We start from the raw sequence: 17,421 nt of genomic DNA, 5'->3' as shown, positions 1-17,421 counted from the left end.
GCGGTATCCTCCTTGTATCTGCGAGGGGGAACCTCTCATTTGTAGTGTTTTTTAGGACAATGTGTCAGTGGCAAAAGGACAAAGTTAATGGCAATTACCCGACGTGATTTTCTCAACGGCGTGGCGGTGACTATCGCTGCGGGACTGACCCCTCTGGATCTGGTCAGAGCGGCAGGAAAGGGGCACGAATTTATTGATGGAAGTTATTATCCGCCGGCGTTAACGGGGCTACGCGGTAACCATCCGGGGTCGTTTGAAATGGCCCATGCGTTAGGCCGTGAACATAAGCACTTTGATTTAAGCACTCTGCCCATCGAGGAAGAGTACGATCTGGTGATTGTGGGCGGTGGTATCAGCGGACTGGCCGCGGGTTGTTTCTGGCATGAACTGGCCGGGAAAAACAGCAAGGTGCTGATCCTCGATAACCATGATGATTTTGGTGGTCACGCCAAACGCAACGAATTCACCTCAGCAGGCAAAAAACTTATCGGATATGGCGGGAGTGAAGCTTTTCAGTCACCCGCGCATAATTTCAGCCCCGAAGTGAATAAGCTGATGGAAACCGTCGGCGTGAGCGTCACGCGGTTGAAAAAGAGTTTTGACGTTAATTTCTATCCCGACTGGCAGCTTAGTCGCGGCGTCTTCTTCGATAAAAAGAATTTTGGTGAGACGAAAATAGTCAGCGGCGATCCGGGGCGTGCGGTATCCGATGATATTCCGCCGGATCGGCTCAATGGCCGGAATATCGAAGACTTTATTAACGACTTCCCCTTGAGTGAGGAAGATCGTAAAGCCCTGATCGATCTGCATGTGCATCCGGTTGATTATCTTGCTGGGATGACGGTTGATGAGAAAACGGAATGGCTGGATACCCACAGCTATAGTGAGTTTCTTTCCACCAGGGTCGGTTTAAGCAAAATGGCGTTGCTCTATTTCCAGCAGCGTTCCAACGATTTCTTTGCCATCGGTATTGAAGGCATATCCGGTAGTGATGCTCGTGCGTGCGCATTGCCGGGAATGGAAGCGTTAGGGCTGCCGCCGCTGGACGGTGAATCGCTGGCCGACCTCGAAGAGCCATATGTCTATCATTTCCCGGATGGCAATGCGGGTCTGGCACGGTTGCTGGTCAGACACATGCTGCCGGACGCGCTGCCGGGCAATACCATGGAAGATTCTGTCCTCGCCAGACTGGATTATGAAAAGCTCGACCTGCCGGAAAATACCACGCGTTTACGCCTGAACAGCACGGTGATTAATGCGGCAAACGTGGAGGGGGGCGTTGCCGTCACCTGGCTACGCGATGGCAAAATGCATCGCGTGCACGGTAAGAACGCCATTATGGCGGGCTATAACATGATGATCCCGTATCTGGTACCGGAAACGCCAGAGCAGCAGCAGGCCGATCTCAAACTGAACGTGAAGGCGCCGCTGGTGTACACCAATGTGGTGGTCAAAAACTGGCAAGCGTTTAAGCAACTGGGGGTTCATGAGTTTTATTCACCAGCCGCGCCATACAGCCGAATTAAGCTCGACTATCCGGTCAGTATCGGCGGATATCAACACCCGGCCTCGCCGGACGAGCCAATGGTAATTCATATGGTCTATGTACCCACGTATCCTGGCAGTAATCTGTCCGCGAGGGAGCAGTTCCGTTTGGGGCGCGCTTATTTGCTGGGGACTACGTTTGCCGCGCATGAAGAGATGATCCGTTCTCAGTTGCAGGAAATGTTTGGTTCAACCGGTTTTGACAACCAGCGGGATATCGCGGCCATTACTGTTAACCGCTGGGCGCATGGTTATGCGTATTACGCTAATTCACTGTTCGACGATATGGAAAAAATGCCGGAGATTATTGAGCGGGCGCGTAAACCTATCGGACGTATTGCTATCGCTAACTCTGATGCTGACTGGAGCGCTTATGCTCATGCTGCGATCGATCAGGCATGGCGCGCGGTTAATGAACTCAAGGATATGGGGTGATCTATGCGTAATGTAACCGTTCTAATCACCTGCCTGTTTACCGCTTCTGTCTCGGCCGCTGAATCTAACGGTGAGTACATCGCGAGGATTTCAGACTGCGTGGCATGCCATACCGCGGAAGGCGGCGCGGCGATGGCGGGAGGCAAGAAGTTCCCCACGCCGGTTGGTGATATCTATTCGACGAATATTACCCCGGATAAGACTCACGGTATCGGTAACTATTCTTACGACGATTTTGAGAAGGCCGTGCGCCAGGGGATTGCTAAAGACGGTCATCCGCTGTACCCGGCGATGCCTTATCCTTCTTACTCGAAACTGTCCGACGCAGATGTTCAGGCGCTGTATAGCTATTTCATGCATGATGTTAAGCCGTCAGCAGAGCCCAATAAAGAGAACGCTATTCCCTGGCTGATCTCGGCCCGCTGGCCGCTGCATATCTGGAATTGGTTGTTTACCAATGCGCCAACTGCCGCTGTTGAAGACAACAAAGCGGATGATACGGCAGCGCGGGTAAAACGGGGTGCTTATCTGGTGGAAGGTCCGGGGCACTGCGGGTCATGCCATACCCCGAGAGGGATGGCGATGAACGAAAAAGCCTATACCAATGCCGATGCTGAGTACCTGAGCGGGGCGATGATCGACGGCTGGTATGCGCCATCGCTGCGGGGAACCGGGATGTCTGAGCAGGCGTTAACGTCATTGCTGCTGACGGGGAAAAGCAAACATGCTGCAGTATCGGGATCGATGTCTGAAGTCGTCAGCCAGAGCACACAGTATCTGACGGACGAAGATGCCACGGCGATTGCGCAGTATCTGTTGAGCCTGAAAAGCGCGAAGACGGAATCGGCGCGTACGGCAGCCGCTACGGCCTCCTGGTCGAATTCGCCGGAAGCGGGTAAAGTGACCTATAACCGCTACTGCTCGACCTGTCATGGTCTGGAAGGGAAAGGGACCGATGATAATGCACCTTCGCTCATTCACAACCCGTTAGTGATGGTAGATGACCCAACGCCGTTGTTCAGGGTGATTGCCCACGGCGCAGAAACACCGACGACACGGGGGAATGTCTCTTTTAAGATGCCAGCCTATGGCGGGTTGCTCAGCGACAGCGAAATGCGCGATGTGATCAATTACGTGCGTAAAAGCTGGGGTGAAGGTAATGGTGAGGTTAGCCAGGAAGATCTGTCCGGGATTAAAAAAGCCTCACATTAATCTATGCAATGATGCCGGATGGCGCTGCGCTTATCCGGCCTACGAATTACGCATTTTTGTAGGCCGGATGACAGTGCTTACTCGGTGTTTATCCTGATAATACCCGCCAGTCGGGTAAACGCCGCAGCCATCTCATGTTCTTCAATACTGGCAAAGCCCAGCAGCAGACCGCTGCGTTTTTCTTCTTTCACGTAGTACCGCGAAAGCGGGCGAACCAGAAGACCTTGTGCGTTGGCCTGTTGGGCAATGGCGCTATCATCAGTACCCACAGGTAGCTGTAAAATCAGATGTAGTCCGGCGTTGCTGCTGTAAGGTCCCAGATAATCCTCACCAAGCTGGCTGATGATGAGCTCTACCAACGTATGGCGTCGGCGGCTATATAACTGGCGCATTTTACGGATGTGCGCCGCATAGTAACCCTCACGAATAAACTCAGCCAGCGCCGCCTGAATCAGGAGATGACCACCACGATAGAGATCGTTATGTACCTTCATCAGTGGGGCGGCAAGCGGTTTGGGTATCACAACGTACCCGAGCCGCAGTGCCGGATAGAGGGTCTTGCTGAAGGTGCCGATATAGATAACCGGAGCATCTTCTTCCAGTCCCTGCAATGACGGGATGGGTTGGCCGGAAAAACGAAACTCGCTGTCGTAGTCATCTTCCACAATCCAGCTGTGCGTTTCACGAGCCTGATAGAGTAGCTGCCGTCGTCGACCAAGGCTCATTACCGGGCCAAGCGGATATTGATGTGACGGTGTCACAAAAATAAGTTTCGGCGCAGGTTCGACGCAAGCAGGCGGAACCATGCCTTGTTCATCAACCGGGATGGCCGAAAAGTTGACGGCATTGATGCGCAGAATGTTTTTTATTCCCCAGTAACCGGGTTCTTCAATCCACGTATTATCGCCAGGATTACACAACGAGCGGGTTACCAGATCCAACGCCTGGTGAATACCCTCGGTAATCAATATTTGATCTGGCGTACAGCGCACGCCGCGTGCGGTGCGCAGATAATCCGCCAGCGCTTCTTTCAGTTCAATCAAACCACCAGTGGCATCGTAGGTGAGAAACTCCGGGCGTAGCCGCCTTGCCAACCGATCCTGAATCTTTTTCAGTGCGCGATGCGGGAAAGAATTCACGTCCGGTACACCAGGAATAAAAGCCCCCCACTGGCGAGGGCTGGCGCTGGCATGCCCTAGCAGTTCAAGGCTACGGGAGGACAAACTGGCGTGGTCTTCACGTGTCGCAGGTGAAACCGGAGGTTTATTAGGGGCCAGACCGAGATTGTCCAGCACGCTGTCGGTCACAAATGTACCGCTGCTGGTGCGCGCGGAGATATAGCCTTCGGCCTGCAACTGCTCGTAAACCCGCAGGACAGTATTCCGTGATAACGCCAGCTCACTCGCCAGGTCGCGTGAAGGGGGCATGCGGGTAGCGGGTTTCAGGCCCCCCTCAAGGATGCAGCTACAGATGGCGGCATACAGGCGACGATGCAGCTTCTCGTCAGTCTGCTGGCTAAATGCATGCTTGATCACATCTCCGGCAAGTGAACGCATTTGGATCCTTAAAATAAAACGATTTGGCTCTCGATTAAAGTACCAGATGGCGTCTAAATTTAAAGGGTAATTCAACCAATTGTGTCTATGGACAAGGTGTAGAGAATGAACAATAAAAACCTGCAACAACGTCGTCTGGATGCCACCCCACGTGGCGTGGGTGTGATGTGTGATTTTTATGCCCAGTCGGCTGAAAACAGCACGATTACCGATATTGAAGGCAGTCAGTATATTGATTTCGCCGCCGGGATTGCCGTGCTGAACACCGGGCATCGCCATCCGCGTCTGGTGCAGGCCGTTGAAGCGCAACTGCAAGCCTTTACCCATACGGCTTATCAGATTGTTCCCTACGAAAGTTATGTATCGCTGGCGGAGAAAATCAACGCCGTGGCGCCAATTGACGGTAAGCGTAAAACGACATTCTTTACCACCGGGGCTGAGGCCGTGGAAAATGCGGTTAAAATTGCCCGCGCTCACACCGGTCGCCCTGGCGTTATCGCCTTTGGCGGTGGTTTCCACGGGCGGACATACATGACGATGGCGTTAACCGGCAAAGTGGCGCCATACAAAAAAGGTTTCGGCCCGTTCCCGGGGTCCGTTTACCATGCGCCGTATCCTTCTGCGCTGCAGGGGATTTCAACTGCAGACTCGATTAAAGCGATAGAGCGTTTGTTTAAAGCGGATATCGATCCGAGCCAGGTCGCGGCGATTATCTTCGAACCCGTCCAGGGTGAAGGCGGCTTTGTTGTCGCACCGGAGGAATTTGTCGCGGCAATTCGCCGTATCTGCGATGAGCATGGCATCGTGATGATTGCCGATGAGGTGCAAAGTGGGTTTGCCCGCACCGGGGAGCTGTTTGCGATGGATCACTATGCTGATAAAGCAGACCTGATGACCATGGCAAAAAGCCTTGCGGGTGGGATGCCGTTGTCGGGTGTCGTAGGCAAAGCCGATATTATGGATGCGCCCGCGCCGGGTGGACTGGGGGGGACTTACGCCGGGAACCCGCTATCGATTGCGGCAGCTCATGCGGTACTGGATATTATCCGTGATGAAAAGCTGTGCCAGCGTGCGGCAGCTCTTGGCGAGCAACTGTGTGCTGTGCTGACCGATGCGCGTGCAGTATGTCCTGAACTTGCCGAAGTGCGGGGATTAGGCTCGATGATTGCCGCTGAATTCTGCGATGCGGCCACGGGTGAACCCAGTGCTACCGCCGCGCAGCGCGTGCAGAAAAAAGCGCTCGAGCAGGGGCTGCTGCTGTTAACCTGCGGCCAGTATGGCAACGTGATCCGCTTCCTTTACCCACTGACTATCCCGCAGGATCAGTTTGCAAAAGCGTTAGAGATAATCAAAACGTCGATGAAGTAATTTCGTTCAGCACCGATCGTGTGTAAAGCCGACAGTAGCCATTACCGTCGGCTTTTTTATTGTCGCCAATTCGTCAGTTCCCATCGTTATATATTTACATATATATCGATTAGGCCTATTCTATTCATCATACAAATATAATAAACGTGCCCCGCAAGAGAAGGCGCTTGTGTTAGCGACCGCCAGTCTTTCTATCTAACGAATTGAATCAACACATGTTAAATTGCAAAATCACCCCAATTGCCTCCGGGTTGCTGACTTTTTCTTGTCTTGCTGCCCCCCTGTCGGCCCATGCTGATGACACCATTACCGTTACTGCCTCCGCGCCTGCTCAATCTTCTTTCCCCGGGCAGGAGCCTGCGGCGGCTGAAAAAAAGGCGATGATCGGTAGCCTGGGCCAGCGAGAGTTAATTGATGTTCCGTGGTCGGTACAAACACTGTCGAAAAAAGTGATTGATCAGCAACAAATCAAAGATGTTAAGGATGTTTATCGCTACATACCGTCCGTGCAGGGAGAGGGTGTTCGACCACAAACCCGTGGCATGCAAGGGAGCGTGGTGCAAAACCATATGATTGATGGGCTGAATGCCGTTTCCACCACCGAATATCCGACAGAGCAGTTCCAGAATATAGACGTGCTGAGTGGTATCGCGGGTTCACTGTACGGGCCAGCCAACCCGGCGGGGATGTTTAATCTGGTCTCGAAACGCCCTCTGGATACGCCACTGCATCGGGTTACCGTAGGGCAAGGTACAGGGTCAGGAACGCTGGCATCAATGGATTTCAGCGGGCCTGTCGACGCGGGAGACAGAGTGAAGTACCGCCTCAACCTGATGAATGATGAAGGGCACAGTTACACCACCGATAGTCATGTTCGTCGGCAGTACGCGGGGTTGGGCCTGGATTTTCAGCTGACCGATAAAACCGTGCTGGAGAGTAATTTCAGCTATTACCACTATTATGAAAAAGGCATGCTAGGCAGCTTTGCGCTGGCAAAAGGCGTGCAGTTTCCTTCGGCATTCGATCCGACGAACAGTAAATATGGTCAGTCATATGCAGGTCATGATGATGAAACGACCACTGCGGACATGCACATCAAGCATGATTTTGACGGTAACTGGATGCTGGATCTGGGGGCCTTACACCAGGTTGCTGACCGTGAATCGACGGCAGTAACCAACACCCTGACGGATAATCGGGGTCACTACACCACCACGACCTCGAATTCAGCGGCCAGTCGCTTTACGATCAACAGCTATTTAGCGAACCTGACCGGCAGCATTGATTCCGGCTGGTTGACGCAGGATATCGCGACCGGAATGCGCGGATTTGTATGGAAAAACTATAACCCGAGAAATGGGGGAACTTTTACGCTGGGGCATTCTTCACTTGATCAACATCCCGACTATCCGCGCCCGCCTTATCCTGACTTTACTAATCGCTATCATTCGGCGACCACTACGCAGCATGCATTTCTGTTAAGCGATACGCTGCATTTCACTCCACAATGGAGTTTATTGCTGTCTGGTAGCGAAAACCTGTTTACCGTCAGCAATTATAACAAATCCGGTCATGAAACCAGTCGCCAAAAGGATAACGGCATGAGCGGCTCCGCCAGCCTGATGTATAAACCGGTTGAGAACGTCACGCTGTACACCACCTGGGCTGACAGTTTGCAGCAGGGCGATACCGCACCTGCCGGGGCCAGCAACGCAGGACACGTACTGGATCCGTATCGCAGCCATCAGGTAGAGGTGGGGGCAAAATATGCGCCCGTCAAAGATCTGCTGCTCACCGCGGCGCTATTTGAAGCAAAACGTCCCTTCGCTTATACCAACGACAACGGCGAATTTGCTCAGGACGGTACGCAGAAAAACCGCGGGCTGGAACTGATGGCCGATGGGCATATCACAGAAAATTTACGGGTGTTAGGGGGAGCCGCCTGGTTGGACCCCATGCTGCACAATACTGCCGCCAGTAGTGCAGATGGCAAGCAGGTTGTCGGCTTGCCACGCTTTACCTCGAATGTGCTGGCAGTCTATAGCATTGAACAGGTTCAGGGACTGGATGTGGATGCCAACGTGCATTACGTCGGACGTCGGGCTACCGATAACGCGAATGATACCTGGGTAGGCAGTTATACCACGGTGGATATTGGTAGCCGTTATGCCACCAGACTGTGGAACACGCCCACGACCTTCCGGTTTGATATCACTAACCTGACCGACCGCCGCTACTGGACCAACATTGTCCCCGGCGCGTTGACGGGTTATACGGGGGCCGGGGCGGCCAGTGCGCAACTTGGCGCCCCACGTCAGGCGCAGATTTCCGTTCAGGTTGATTTTTAAGGATTGCTGATGAAAACGTGCCACACATGGTTGCTCTGTGTGTGGCTGGCGTTTCCCGCCCTGGCCACGCGTCAGGTTGTGGATGATGCCGGTCACACTGTAACCGTCCCCACACAAGTTCAACGTATTGCGGATAGCTGGTTTGCCCATCACTCGGTGTTGATGACGCTGGGGGCGGGACGTCAGATTGTCGCCACCGTCAACCATCCACAGAGCCAGCCGTGGATGTTCAAAATAAACCCATCGCTGAATCAGGCCTTACAAATTCACGGGACGTCATTCAATAGCGAGGCCCTGCTGGCTCTGCATACCGATGTTCTGTTTGTCGCAAAGGGCAAGGGGGATGCGCAGAGTTACAACCAGGCGGGTATCCCGACGCTGGAAATGGCATTTACTGATTATCCTTCGATGGAAAAGTCAGTCACGACCACGGCGGACGTGTTAGGCACGGATCAGGCTCGCGCCAGGGCGGTGGCATATAATCAATTTTTAACCCGCACTATTGCGGATGTTCGCGCGAAAACGGCGACATTAACGGAAAATCAGCGCCCGCGGGTTCTGCACATTCAGTCGCTGAACCCACTGAAAGTCGACGGTAGAAACACGTTGATTGATACCTGGATTGCGCTCTCTGGTGGGCGGAACGTCGCCGGGGAAGTGGACGGTAACATGAAAGAAGTCTCACCCGAGCGGGTGCTGTATTGGCAGCCGGAGGTGATTATTCTCGGGGCGGGATGTGGCGATATTGCCAGTTCACCTTATGCAGCGTTGTTCAAAGAGCTTAACGCGGTGAAACAGGGCAAAGTCTGGCGCAATCCGGCGGGCGTCTTCCCCTGGGATCGCTATGGAACCGAAAGCGCGTTACAGCTGCTGTGGGCCGCGTCAACGCTGCATCCAACACTGTTTAGCGGTCTGGATATGGTTAACGTAACCCGCGATTTTTACCGCCAGTTTTTTGATTATTCGCTTAGCGAGGCGCAGGCGATGCGGATTTTAGCCGGGCTACCCCCACAGGGGTAAAGCGGGAAACGCTGACGGGCAAATGCAGGCCAGTTCAGGGTTACACACTGTATTTGCCGTGACGAACCGCGTGGCGGTATACCGTGTCTGGCGATAATGGGTTGCCAGCTATCACGTTATATAATTTAATGCATATCGAATTTTTCCCAGTCCAGATGGTATCTATGTTAACTCTTCGCTCTTTTGTGCTGGTTTGCGCCAGCATGTTTTTTGCCTTTTCCGCACAGGCGGATCGCACTATCACCGATCAGCTTGGGCGTCAGGTTACAATCCCTGACCATGTCGATAAGGTGGTTGTGCTGCAACACCAGACGCTGAATATTCTGGTGCAACTGGATGCTGCGCAGGATATCGTCGGCGTGATGTCGAGCTGGAAAAAACAGCTTGGGCCTGAGTTTGCCCGGTTTATGCCGACAATAACTACGCTGCCTACGCCTGGCGATCTCACCAGCGTGAATATCGAAAGTTTGCTGGCGATTCATCCGCAGGTAGTGTTTGTCGCCAACTATGCGCCCGCCGAGATGATCCAGCAGATTCAGAATGCCGGTCTCCCGGTGGTGGCTATCTCGTTACGTCAGGATATTGCCGGGCAACAGAATAAAATGAACCCGACGATGGCTGATGAAGAGCAGGTCTACAACGAAGGCTTAAAGCAGGGGATCCGCCTGATTGCGGATGTGGTCGGGCGTAAAACGCAGGCGGAAACGCTGATCAATTACGTCTTTACGGCGCGAGCAAAATTCAATGCGCCAGTTGCTGCCATACCGGAAGCGCAAAAGGTTCGCATTTATATGGCTAACCCTGACCTTATGACCTACGGTTCCGGGAAATACACCGGCCTGATGATGCAACATGCGGGTGGGTTAAATGTGGCGGCGGCCAGCGTGAAAGGTGCACGTCAGGTGGCGCTTGAGCAGGTGCTGGCGTGGAACCCGCAGGTGATTTTTGTTCAGGACCGATATCCGCAGGTGGTCACAGAGATCCAAAACGATCCTAACTGGCAGGGTATTGATGCGGTGAAAAATCATCGTGTCTGGTTGATGCCTGAATATGCCAAAGCCTGGGGCTATCCGATGCCGGAAGCGTTGGCAATAGGTGAGCTGTGGATGGCCAAAAAACTTTACCCGGATGCCTATAAAAATGTCGATGTGGATGCGCAGGCGCAGGATTACTATCAACGTTTTTATCGTGTGAACTGGCAGTCTGATGCTGCTAAGTAAACGGGGTTTCCCCCTGCAATCGTTACTGATAGCAGGGGTATTGGTGCTGGGGGTCAGTTCGCTGTGTCTTGGACAATATCCGCTGTCGCTACGTGAAGTGTTTTATCAACTCACCCATTTTGGCGATGCGCAGGGTATTGCCAGTCAGGTGATATGGACAGTCAGACTACCGCGTATTCTGATGGCGTTGCTGGCGGGGGGGGCGCTGGGATTGTGCGGCGCTACCTTGCAAGGGGTGTTTCACAACCCATTGGTCGACCCGCACATCATAGGCGTAACCTCGGGGGCGGCCTTCGGCGGGACGCTGGCCATTCTGCTGGGCCTTGAGCCGTGGCTGATGATGGGTTCAACCTTCTTCTTCGGTCTGGCGGCGCTCATTCTGGTGTATGCCATTGCGGCCTTACAAGGGCTGGAAAATACGCTGGTGCTGATCTTGTCTGGCATTATTTTAAGTGGTTTCTTTGCCGCGTTGGTGAGCCTGATTCAATACCAGGCCGATACGGAAGAAACCTTGCCGAACATCGTATTCTGGCTGCTGGGCAGTTTTGCCACGGCTAACTGGCATAAAGTCCTGCTGCTGGCGATCCCGGTATCCATTGCGGCGACGATATTATACCAGTTGCGCTGGCGGATAAATCTGTTATCGCTCAATGATAAAGATGCTAAAGCGCTGGGCGTGGCGGTGGTTCCGCTGCGGCGTAGCGTGCTGGTGTGCTGCGCGTTTTTAGTTGCCGCTCAGGTGGCGGTCAGTGGCAGCATTGCCTGGGTTGGGCTGGTTATTCCCCATCTTGCGCGGTTGCTGGTGGGGGTTGATCATCGTCGCTTGCTCCCGTGTGCTTTTTGGATGGGAGGTGGTTTTATGATTGCGGTTGATGATATCGCCCGCACTCTGATGCATGCGGAAATACCGCTTGGGATCATCACCGCGTTGCTCGGCGCACCGCTGTTTGCCTTCTTGCTCATTCGTACCAGTCGTCGGGGGAAACAATGACATCTATTGCGCTCAGCGTGAATCAGCTTAGCTATGGCTATCGCTCTCCACTGTTTGACCCCCTCACTTTTCAGTGTCAGAAAGGCCAGATCTGGGCGGTGCTTGGGCGAAACGGTCTGGGTAAGAGCACGCTGCTGGATACGCTAACGGGCACGCGACCCGCGCTGGGCGGGAGTATTGACGTTCATGGGGGGATAGGCATTGTGGCCCAGCATTGCCATCTGCCGTTTCCCTATACGGTGAGCGACGTGGTGTTGATGGGGCGGGCGCAGCACGTAAAATTGTTTGCTCAGCCGAGCCGCCAGGATCAACAACGGGCGGAGCAGGCGCTGGAACAGCTAAACATTGCGCATCTCGCCACCACATCGTTTAGCTCACTTTCTGGCGGTCAGCAGCAACTGGTGATGATTGCCCGTGCTCTGGTTACAGAATGCCAGACGCTGTTGCTTGATGAGCCATGTTCAGCGTTGGATCTTGCCAATCAGCAGGTCGTGCTGCAGCTCATCAGCGATTTGGCACACCGGCAGGGCTGTAGCGTGCTTTTCTCGACGCACGATCCGTTGCACGCCTTACAGATTGCAACTCATACGCTGCTGTTGCTTCCTGAGGGAAAATGGCTGGCAGGGCCGACGGACGGCGTGGTGACAGAAGACAATCTGTTCCAGGCCTATGGCCTGCCATTGAGAAAATTCAGTGTGGAAAACTATCAGACTCCGTTTCTTGCGCCGCTGTTTGCTATCCACCGCTAACAGGCAAGAAACCGGCGGCGGTCAGGAATGCCTGACCGTCGTGGGCAAGCATAAATTTAACCAGTCTCATCACCTCTTCAGAAGCATCGAGCACCGCCAGTTGGTATTCACACAAGATGTTCTGTTCAGCAGGAATAGCAACGTAGCGAACATCGGACGGTGAACCGAGCGCTTTTGCATAATGTGCGTAACCAATAAACAGATCGGCCAACCCCTGGCGAAGAAGCCAACAGCTTGCCAATTCGCCAGGCGGGATGCTGAGCGTATCGCGGCCACCAACCAGTTGCAGGGCGCGTGTACGAAGCTGTCGTCCAAGGCCTGGTTCCAGTGCATCCATGTTGTCGAAAAATGCCCAGGTATAATCACCGGAAGGGTCGCAGCCCGGTGTGGATGTGCCAATACGCAGCGCCGGGTCGCGGAGTAAATCCAGCCACTCACCGCGCCGGTTGGTGACCAGACCCAGTTGATTCCAGCACAGTGTATGTGTGGAAACGGCCTGGTGTGTGTCCAGTAGCCGTTGCGGATGTGCCCGATTTGCACTGGCGAACAGTGCGCACGGATCCCCGGCTTCAATACGCTCGCGCAGCAAGCCTGCCGGGCCATAGCCGACGTTGACCTCAATGCCGCTAAGGCGGGTGAACTGCTTGAGCAGTGGGGTAAATGCCAGTCGTAAACTTCCCGCAGCAAGCAGGGTGATTGAAGAGGGCATGATATCTGATCTCTGGGCTATGGCGGTTATGTGAAGAAGATGAATGGTACGCTCTGCACAAGGGATTTTGAAGGCATCTGATGATGCCATTTCGTTGGCATCATTTGGTGTTGTATTCACTTTCAAAGGGTTATTTGATCCAGCGTGCGGGGGGGATGCTGACGCTGTCTTTTTTTGTTCGATGCTTTGACCGTAATGAAAGATCCTGAACGGGAACGGAAGAGGGCATGCGTACAGGGGGAAGACAAATGACAATCTTGTGTGAGACCTGCGGAATGTCCTGTGACGATACGCAAGGGGCTATAACGCATTATAACGTTGTTACGCCTGGGCGGACATTTTGCGGGGGGGGAGTATTATGCATATTGATGATGGGGTGGGGATAATCCTCGTGGGCGATATTCTGCAGGTCGCTCCCGGTGCGGATGCAGTGTCGTTTATGTGGAGCTACCCCAATATGCTGCCATTGCCGGCAAGCGCGGTTATCCACATTATGCGCGCGTTACAGGATGTCAGATTCGACCGACTCTATGGCGCGTTTGAAGGTCAGGATATTAAATCCAATGTCAGACAGATTGTGGTGCGATCGGTGCAGAAGTATCTTGCTTGTCTGCGCAAAGAATAAGATGTGTTTCAGGAGAACGTTTGAGAATTTTCTAAGTTAAAAGGCACCAAATCAAAGGGATATGATTTGGTGCGTCCGAGTGGACTCGAACCACCGACCCCCACCATGTCAAGGTGGTGCTCTAACCAACTGAGCTACGGACGCAAATGGTGCGTTCAATTGGACTCGAACCAACGACCCCCACCATGTCAAGGTGGTGCTCTAACCAACTGAGCTATGAACGCAACGTTGTAGGTGACAACGGGGACGAATATTAGCGGCACAGACCGAATGAGGCAAGAGGGAATTAGCATTTTTCTGCATGTTTTCACGCGATTGCAGAGTAATTAAGCAAGTTGATTATATTTTGTTGATTTTGCAGCGTGTTTTTTATTCAGACAGCGAACTGGAGCATACCAGGGTCGGTTTGAATTACAGGGGCACTCAGACTTTAAGCGCTGTAAGGATAGTGGTTTCTATTTTCTCTGGGGTAGTGAAAGGGGGAAAACGCTCGAGCGGCTTGCCGTCACGCCCGATCAGGAACTTAGTAAAATTCCACTTGATCCGCCCACCCAGCGCGCCGGGTAATTCGTCTTTCAGGTAACGAAATACCGAGTGCGTAGCGGCACCGTTGACTTCCACTTTCTCAAACATCGGGAAGCCCACACAGTAGTTGATGTGACAGGTTTGCGCAATTTCGTCGGCTCCACCGGGCTCCTGATTACCGAACTGGTGCAGGGCAAAACGAATGAAGCGCATTTGCGCTGGTTTATTCTCGATGATGGCTGTCGCGGCAGTGGATTGGGTAGAAAACTGATTCAAGAGGCGATGAACTTTTGCGAAGAACAGAAATTCTCTGCGGTTCAGTTATGGACATTCCATAATTTATATTAACCAACCTGATGAGCGTTCCATTCGTCGCGCGTGATTTCCCAAAGTTCAGAATCCAGCAAACCGCTGACATACTCTTTCTTTTCCGTCTTGATAAGCCGCATGCCGCTACTGTCTGAAATACGTTTGGAACGGATATTGAGAGAGGCTTTCGGCGCACGCAATACCGTCTTATTTAACGTATTAAACCAGTAATCCGTAGCGACATTACTGGCCTCACGCATAAAACCCTGACCCTGATATTCCGGATCTAACCAAAATCCACGGTTATTATCCTCAACGTCATAAAGGCAAATTAAACCTATGAGAGCGTCAGGGGCCTCACGGAGTCTGATAGTCCAGATCCACGCAATCCCTTTTTTCATATCAGGCAGGGCAATGTTATTGACGTAATTCTCCGCACCGTTATCAGGATAGGGCCAGGGTACTGAGGAAACCATATAGCGAACTATCTCCCAGCGTGGATAAAGCACCTGAATCTGCGAGGCATCTTCGGCTTCTAATGGTTTTAACAGCAAGCGTTCTGTATGGAGTTTTGGTATTTTCATATGCGCTTTTCCTACAAGAGCAAGATAAGAGAATCAATGTGGGGAGGATTTTGAAAAAATATTAATAACCAGAACCCCAGCACAAATAAGAAGCATGCCTGCGATCGCCGGAAAATCAAGTTTTTGCCCACTTACCAACCAGCTCAAAAGGCTGATTAATATGATTCCAGCACCTGACCAAATTGCGTACGCAATACCTGTTGGAATGGTCGACAGAGTCTGGGAGAGAAGATAAAAGGCCGTGCAGTAGCACACAATAGTTGCTACAGATGGCCATAGGCGTGTGAATCCGTCAGAGAACTTCATCAGGGTTGTACCTATGACTTGTATTAGCTCAGACCTGATCTGACAGTTACCGGTTATTTATACAGGTATCTGTCAGATTACATCTGGCTTAAATTTTTCTCAGCCCAGATGCGTTTTCCATCAAGTAATGTTTCCATTGGTGTCCGCCCACAGCACATTTTTCCCTGATGAGTTCGCTCATTATTATAATAAGCCAGCCATTCATCAAGATCCGTTTGTAATGTATCGAGAGCACCATACAGTTTTTTGCGGAACGTTACCTGATAAAATTCCTGCAATATTGTCCTGTGGAACCGCTCGCAGATACCGTTCGTCTGCGGGGACATCGCTTTCTTTTTCGTATGGTCGATATCATTTATCGCCAGATAAAGCTGGTAGTCATGCTGTTCCACCTTACCGCAGAACTCTGTTCCTCTGTCGGTCAGTATTCTCAGCATCGGCAGCCCCTGAGATTCATGAAATGGCAGCACACGATCATTGAGCAGGTCAGCCGCTGTAATTGGTGTTTTAGTGACATAGAGCTTGCAATGGGCAACTTTAGAGTACGTATCAACGAACGTCTGCTGATAAATACGCCCGACGCCTTTCAGGTTACCCACATAGAACGTGTCCTGTGAGCCCAGATAACCCGGATGAGCGGTTTCAATTTCGCCACAGGCCTCGTCATCACTTTCTTTTCGTTCCAGTGCGACTATCTGTGCGTCGGTCAGTTCGATGCCATCACGCGCCACTTTTTCTTCCAGCGCTTTCAGACGTTTTTTGAAGTTCTCAAGGCAGTGTCTCAACCAGCCGGAACGGACACCACTTCCGGAGATGAAGACGCCTTGTTTGCGCAGTTCGTTGCTGGTTCATTGTTGACCATGTGCCGGGAACGCAATGGCGTAATCCACCACGGCGTTTTCAGTGGCATCGTCTGTCCGATTTTTGAGATTGGGCGCACGTCGGCTGCGGTTAATCAGTGCATCCACGCCACCTTCATCAACCAGTTCGCGATAACGGTAAAATGTATCGCGTGAGACGCCCATGATTTTACAGGCTTTCGATACATTACTGAGTTCATCAGCCAGATTGAGCAAACCGGCTTTGTGTTTGATGACGGGATTGTTAGCATGAAGCATGAGAGTTACCTCGTGTTTTGTATAAGGATTCGACACCCATATCAAAACCGGTAACTCTCAACCTTTCAAGGTCCAGTGTCAGATCAAGTCGCGACTAATACGCCAAATCCGCAAATTGAATACGTGGCCTGGCAATAATGTTTCCTGCGATTGAATATGAAACCACTATGTTCGAATTTTTTTCTTCAATCAATGTTTTACTAAACAATTGTTGACACTCTGGTTTAGCCATGTTCTTAACGGATTCGAATAATTTATCGAACTTATTGAAATTATTGAAATTATTGAAATTATTTGTTTCCAACAACATTATCTCACTCAACTTTTTTGCTGCTTCACGCTGATTATCTTCGCTAAAATTGTCACGTATTAAACTAGTATCAAGTAGTTGCTCAGTTTCTATACTTGTTCTACTTAGATTTGCCCCGGAAAGGTCAGCATTACTCAAATCCAAATCGCTCATATCAAGTTCGCTTAAATCTTCCCCTGATAGATCGAGGCATCCCGTATCAATATATTTTTGTCCGGCTTCTGATAGGTTGTTTTTATCCAGAAAATATATGGTGCTAAAATATCTGGCTCCTGATATGAACTGCGCTTCACTTAATTGTAATTCTAATTGTTCAGATACGTTTTCTTCACTAATCTTCAGTGAGTATGCTCCATCCGTGTCCTTGGTTATACATAGTTCATATTCACCTTGTAGCGATTTTTCTGACTTATCAATAGTGAATCTAATAGACATGCCGGAGTTATGAATAATACTGTTCAGTGTTTTTCGCGGGGATATACCCTCTGAAG

13 protein-coding genes, 2 tRNA genes and 4 pseudogenes are annotated in these 17,421 nt (G+C 51.8%); 10 read left to right on the top strand and 9 right to left on the bottom strand.

From position 1 onward, the window contains the following. The first annotated feature begins 87 nt into the window (after positions 1-87). Positions 88-1,980, top strand: coding sequence for an NAD(P)-binding protein (locus OGX91_RS06325; RefSeq protein ID WP_286625744.1), 1,893 nt, complete (start codon positions 88-90; stop codon positions 1,978-1,980). Positions 1,981-1,983: 3 nt separating this feature from the next. Further along, positions 1,984-3,192 carry a c-type cytochrome gene (locus OGX91_RS06320; protein WP_040233774.1) on the top strand — a complete coding sequence of 403 codons (1,209 nt, stop codon included), beginning with the start codon at positions 1,984-1,986 and terminating at the stop codon, positions 3,190-3,192. A 77-nt stretch (positions 3,193-3,269) separates the two neighbouring features. Here the strand turns inward: OGX91_RS06320 and pdxR are convergent, their stop codons facing one another. Continuing rightward, on the bottom strand, positions 3,270-4,748 hold the full coding sequence (gene pdxR / locus OGX91_RS06315) for a MocR-like pyridoxine biosynthesis transcription factor PdxR (protein WP_199947594.1): 1,479 nt from the start codon (positions 4,746-4,748) through the stop codon (positions 3,270-3,272). 105 nt (positions 4,749-4,853) lie between these two features. On the opposite strand from pdxR, the gene puuE reads away from it, so the two are divergent. From puuE to OGX91_RS06285, 6 genes are all read left to right on the top strand, one after another. Beyond that, entirely contained in the window at positions 4,854-6,116 is a 1,263-nt protein-coding gene (gene puuE, locus OGX91_RS06310; RefSeq protein WP_286625743.1) for a 4-aminobutyrate transaminase, read from the top strand. A gap of 215 nt (positions 6,117-6,331) precedes the next feature. After that, positions 6,332-8,464 (top strand): TonB-dependent receptor, encoded by a 2,133-nt coding sequence (locus OGX91_RS06305; protein ID WP_286625742.1) that lies wholly within the window; start codon positions 6,332-6,334, stop codon positions 8,462-8,464. Positions 8,465-8,473: 9 nt separating this feature from the next. After that, entirely contained in the window at positions 8,474-9,484 is a 1,011-nt protein-coding gene (locus OGX91_RS06300; protein ID WP_182290544.1) for an ABC transporter substrate-binding protein, read from the top strand. 164 nt (positions 9,485-9,648) lie between these two features. Beyond that, positions 9,649-10,704, top strand: a complete 1,056-nt coding sequence (locus OGX91_RS06295) for an ABC transporter substrate-binding protein (protein WP_199947597.1) — start codon at positions 9,649-9,651, stop codon at positions 10,702-10,704. Next, positions 10,691-11,695: a FecCD family ABC transporter permease gene (locus tag OGX91_RS06290; RefSeq protein WP_199947598.1), complete on the top strand. Its 1,005-nt coding sequence runs from the start codon at positions 10,691-10,693 to the stop codon at positions 11,693-11,695. The genes OGX91_RS06295 and OGX91_RS06290 overlap by 14 nt, the downstream gene beginning before the upstream one ends. Then, complete coding sequence (locus tag OGX91_RS06285; protein ID WP_199947599.1) at positions 11,692-12,444, top strand: ABC transporter ATP-binding protein; 753 nt, start codon at positions 11,692-11,694, stop codon at positions 12,442-12,444. The genes OGX91_RS06290 and OGX91_RS06285 overlap by 4 nt, the downstream gene beginning before the upstream one ends. Here OGX91_RS06285 and OGX91_RS06280 read toward each other — a convergent pair. Continuing rightward, a complete protein-coding gene (locus OGX91_RS06280) occupies positions 12,431-13,153 on the bottom strand; it encodes a substrate-binding domain-containing protein (protein WP_199947600.1) in 723 nt (240 codons plus the stop codon). The genes OGX91_RS06285 and OGX91_RS06280 overlap by 14 nt on opposite strands. A gap of 312 nt (positions 13,154-13,465) precedes the next feature. Here OGX91_RS06280 and OGX91_RS06275 point away from each other — a divergent pair. Then, positions 13,466-13,778: pseudogene (locus OGX91_RS06275) on the top strand (MBL fold metallo-hydrolase); the annotation flags it as partial. Between the two features lie 67 nt (positions 13,779-13,845). Here the strand turns inward: OGX91_RS06275 and OGX91_RS06270 are convergent. The 3 genes and pseudogenes from OGX91_RS06270 to OGX91_RS06260 all read right to left on the bottom strand — a co-directional run. Beyond that, positions 13,846-13,922, bottom strand: a tRNA-Val gene (locus OGX91_RS06270). 3 nt (positions 13,923-13,925) lie between these two features. Next, a tRNA-Val gene (locus OGX91_RS06265) sits at positions 13,926-14,002 on the bottom strand. A 199-nt stretch (positions 14,003-14,201) separates the two neighbouring features. Further along, a pseudogene (locus OGX91_RS06260) lies at positions 14,202-14,495 on the bottom strand (glutathione peroxidase); the annotation flags it as partial. Between OGX91_RS06260 and OGX91_RS06255 the strand changes: the two are divergent. Then, positions 14,436-14,645, top strand: a pseudogene (locus OGX91_RS06255) (GNAT family N-acetyltransferase); the annotation flags it as partial. The pseudogenes OGX91_RS06260 and OGX91_RS06255 overlap by 60 nt on opposite strands. A 2-nt stretch (positions 14,646-14,647) precedes the next feature. Here OGX91_RS06255 and OGX91_RS06250 read toward each other — a convergent pair. From OGX91_RS06250 to OGX91_RS06235, 4 genes and pseudogenes are all read right to left on the bottom strand, one after another. After that, positions 14,648-15,196: a GNAT family N-acetyltransferase gene (locus tag OGX91_RS06250; protein WP_005121261.1), complete on the bottom strand. Its 549-nt coding sequence runs from the start codon at positions 15,194-15,196 to the stop codon at positions 14,648-14,650. Positions 15,197-15,229: 33 nt separating this feature from the next. Next, positions 15,230-15,559 carry an EmrE family multidrug efflux SMR transporter gene (locus tag OGX91_RS06245; RefSeq protein ID WP_072041514.1) on the bottom strand — a complete coding sequence of 110 codons (330 nt, stop codon included), beginning with the start codon at positions 15,557-15,559 and terminating at the stop codon, positions 15,230-15,232. Positions 15,560-15,579: 20 nt separating this feature from the next. Further along, positions 15,580-16,620: pseudogene (locus OGX91_RS06240) on the bottom strand (IS481 family transposase). Positions 16,621-16,714: 94 nt separating this feature from the next. Next, positions 16,715-17,421, bottom strand: a 707-nt coding sequence (locus OGX91_RS06235; protein WP_286625741.1) for a pentapeptide repeat-containing protein, incomplete at its 5' end; no start/stop codon positions are given.

The organism is Citrobacter sp. Cpa228 (assembly GCF_030333085.1).
Lineage (GTDB): Bacteria > Pseudomonadota > Gammaproteobacteria > Enterobacterales > Enterobacteriaceae > Citrobacter > Citrobacter pasteurii.
Note: the sequence above shows the minus strand (reverse complement) of the source record. Positions and strands in the feature narration are given on the sequence as shown.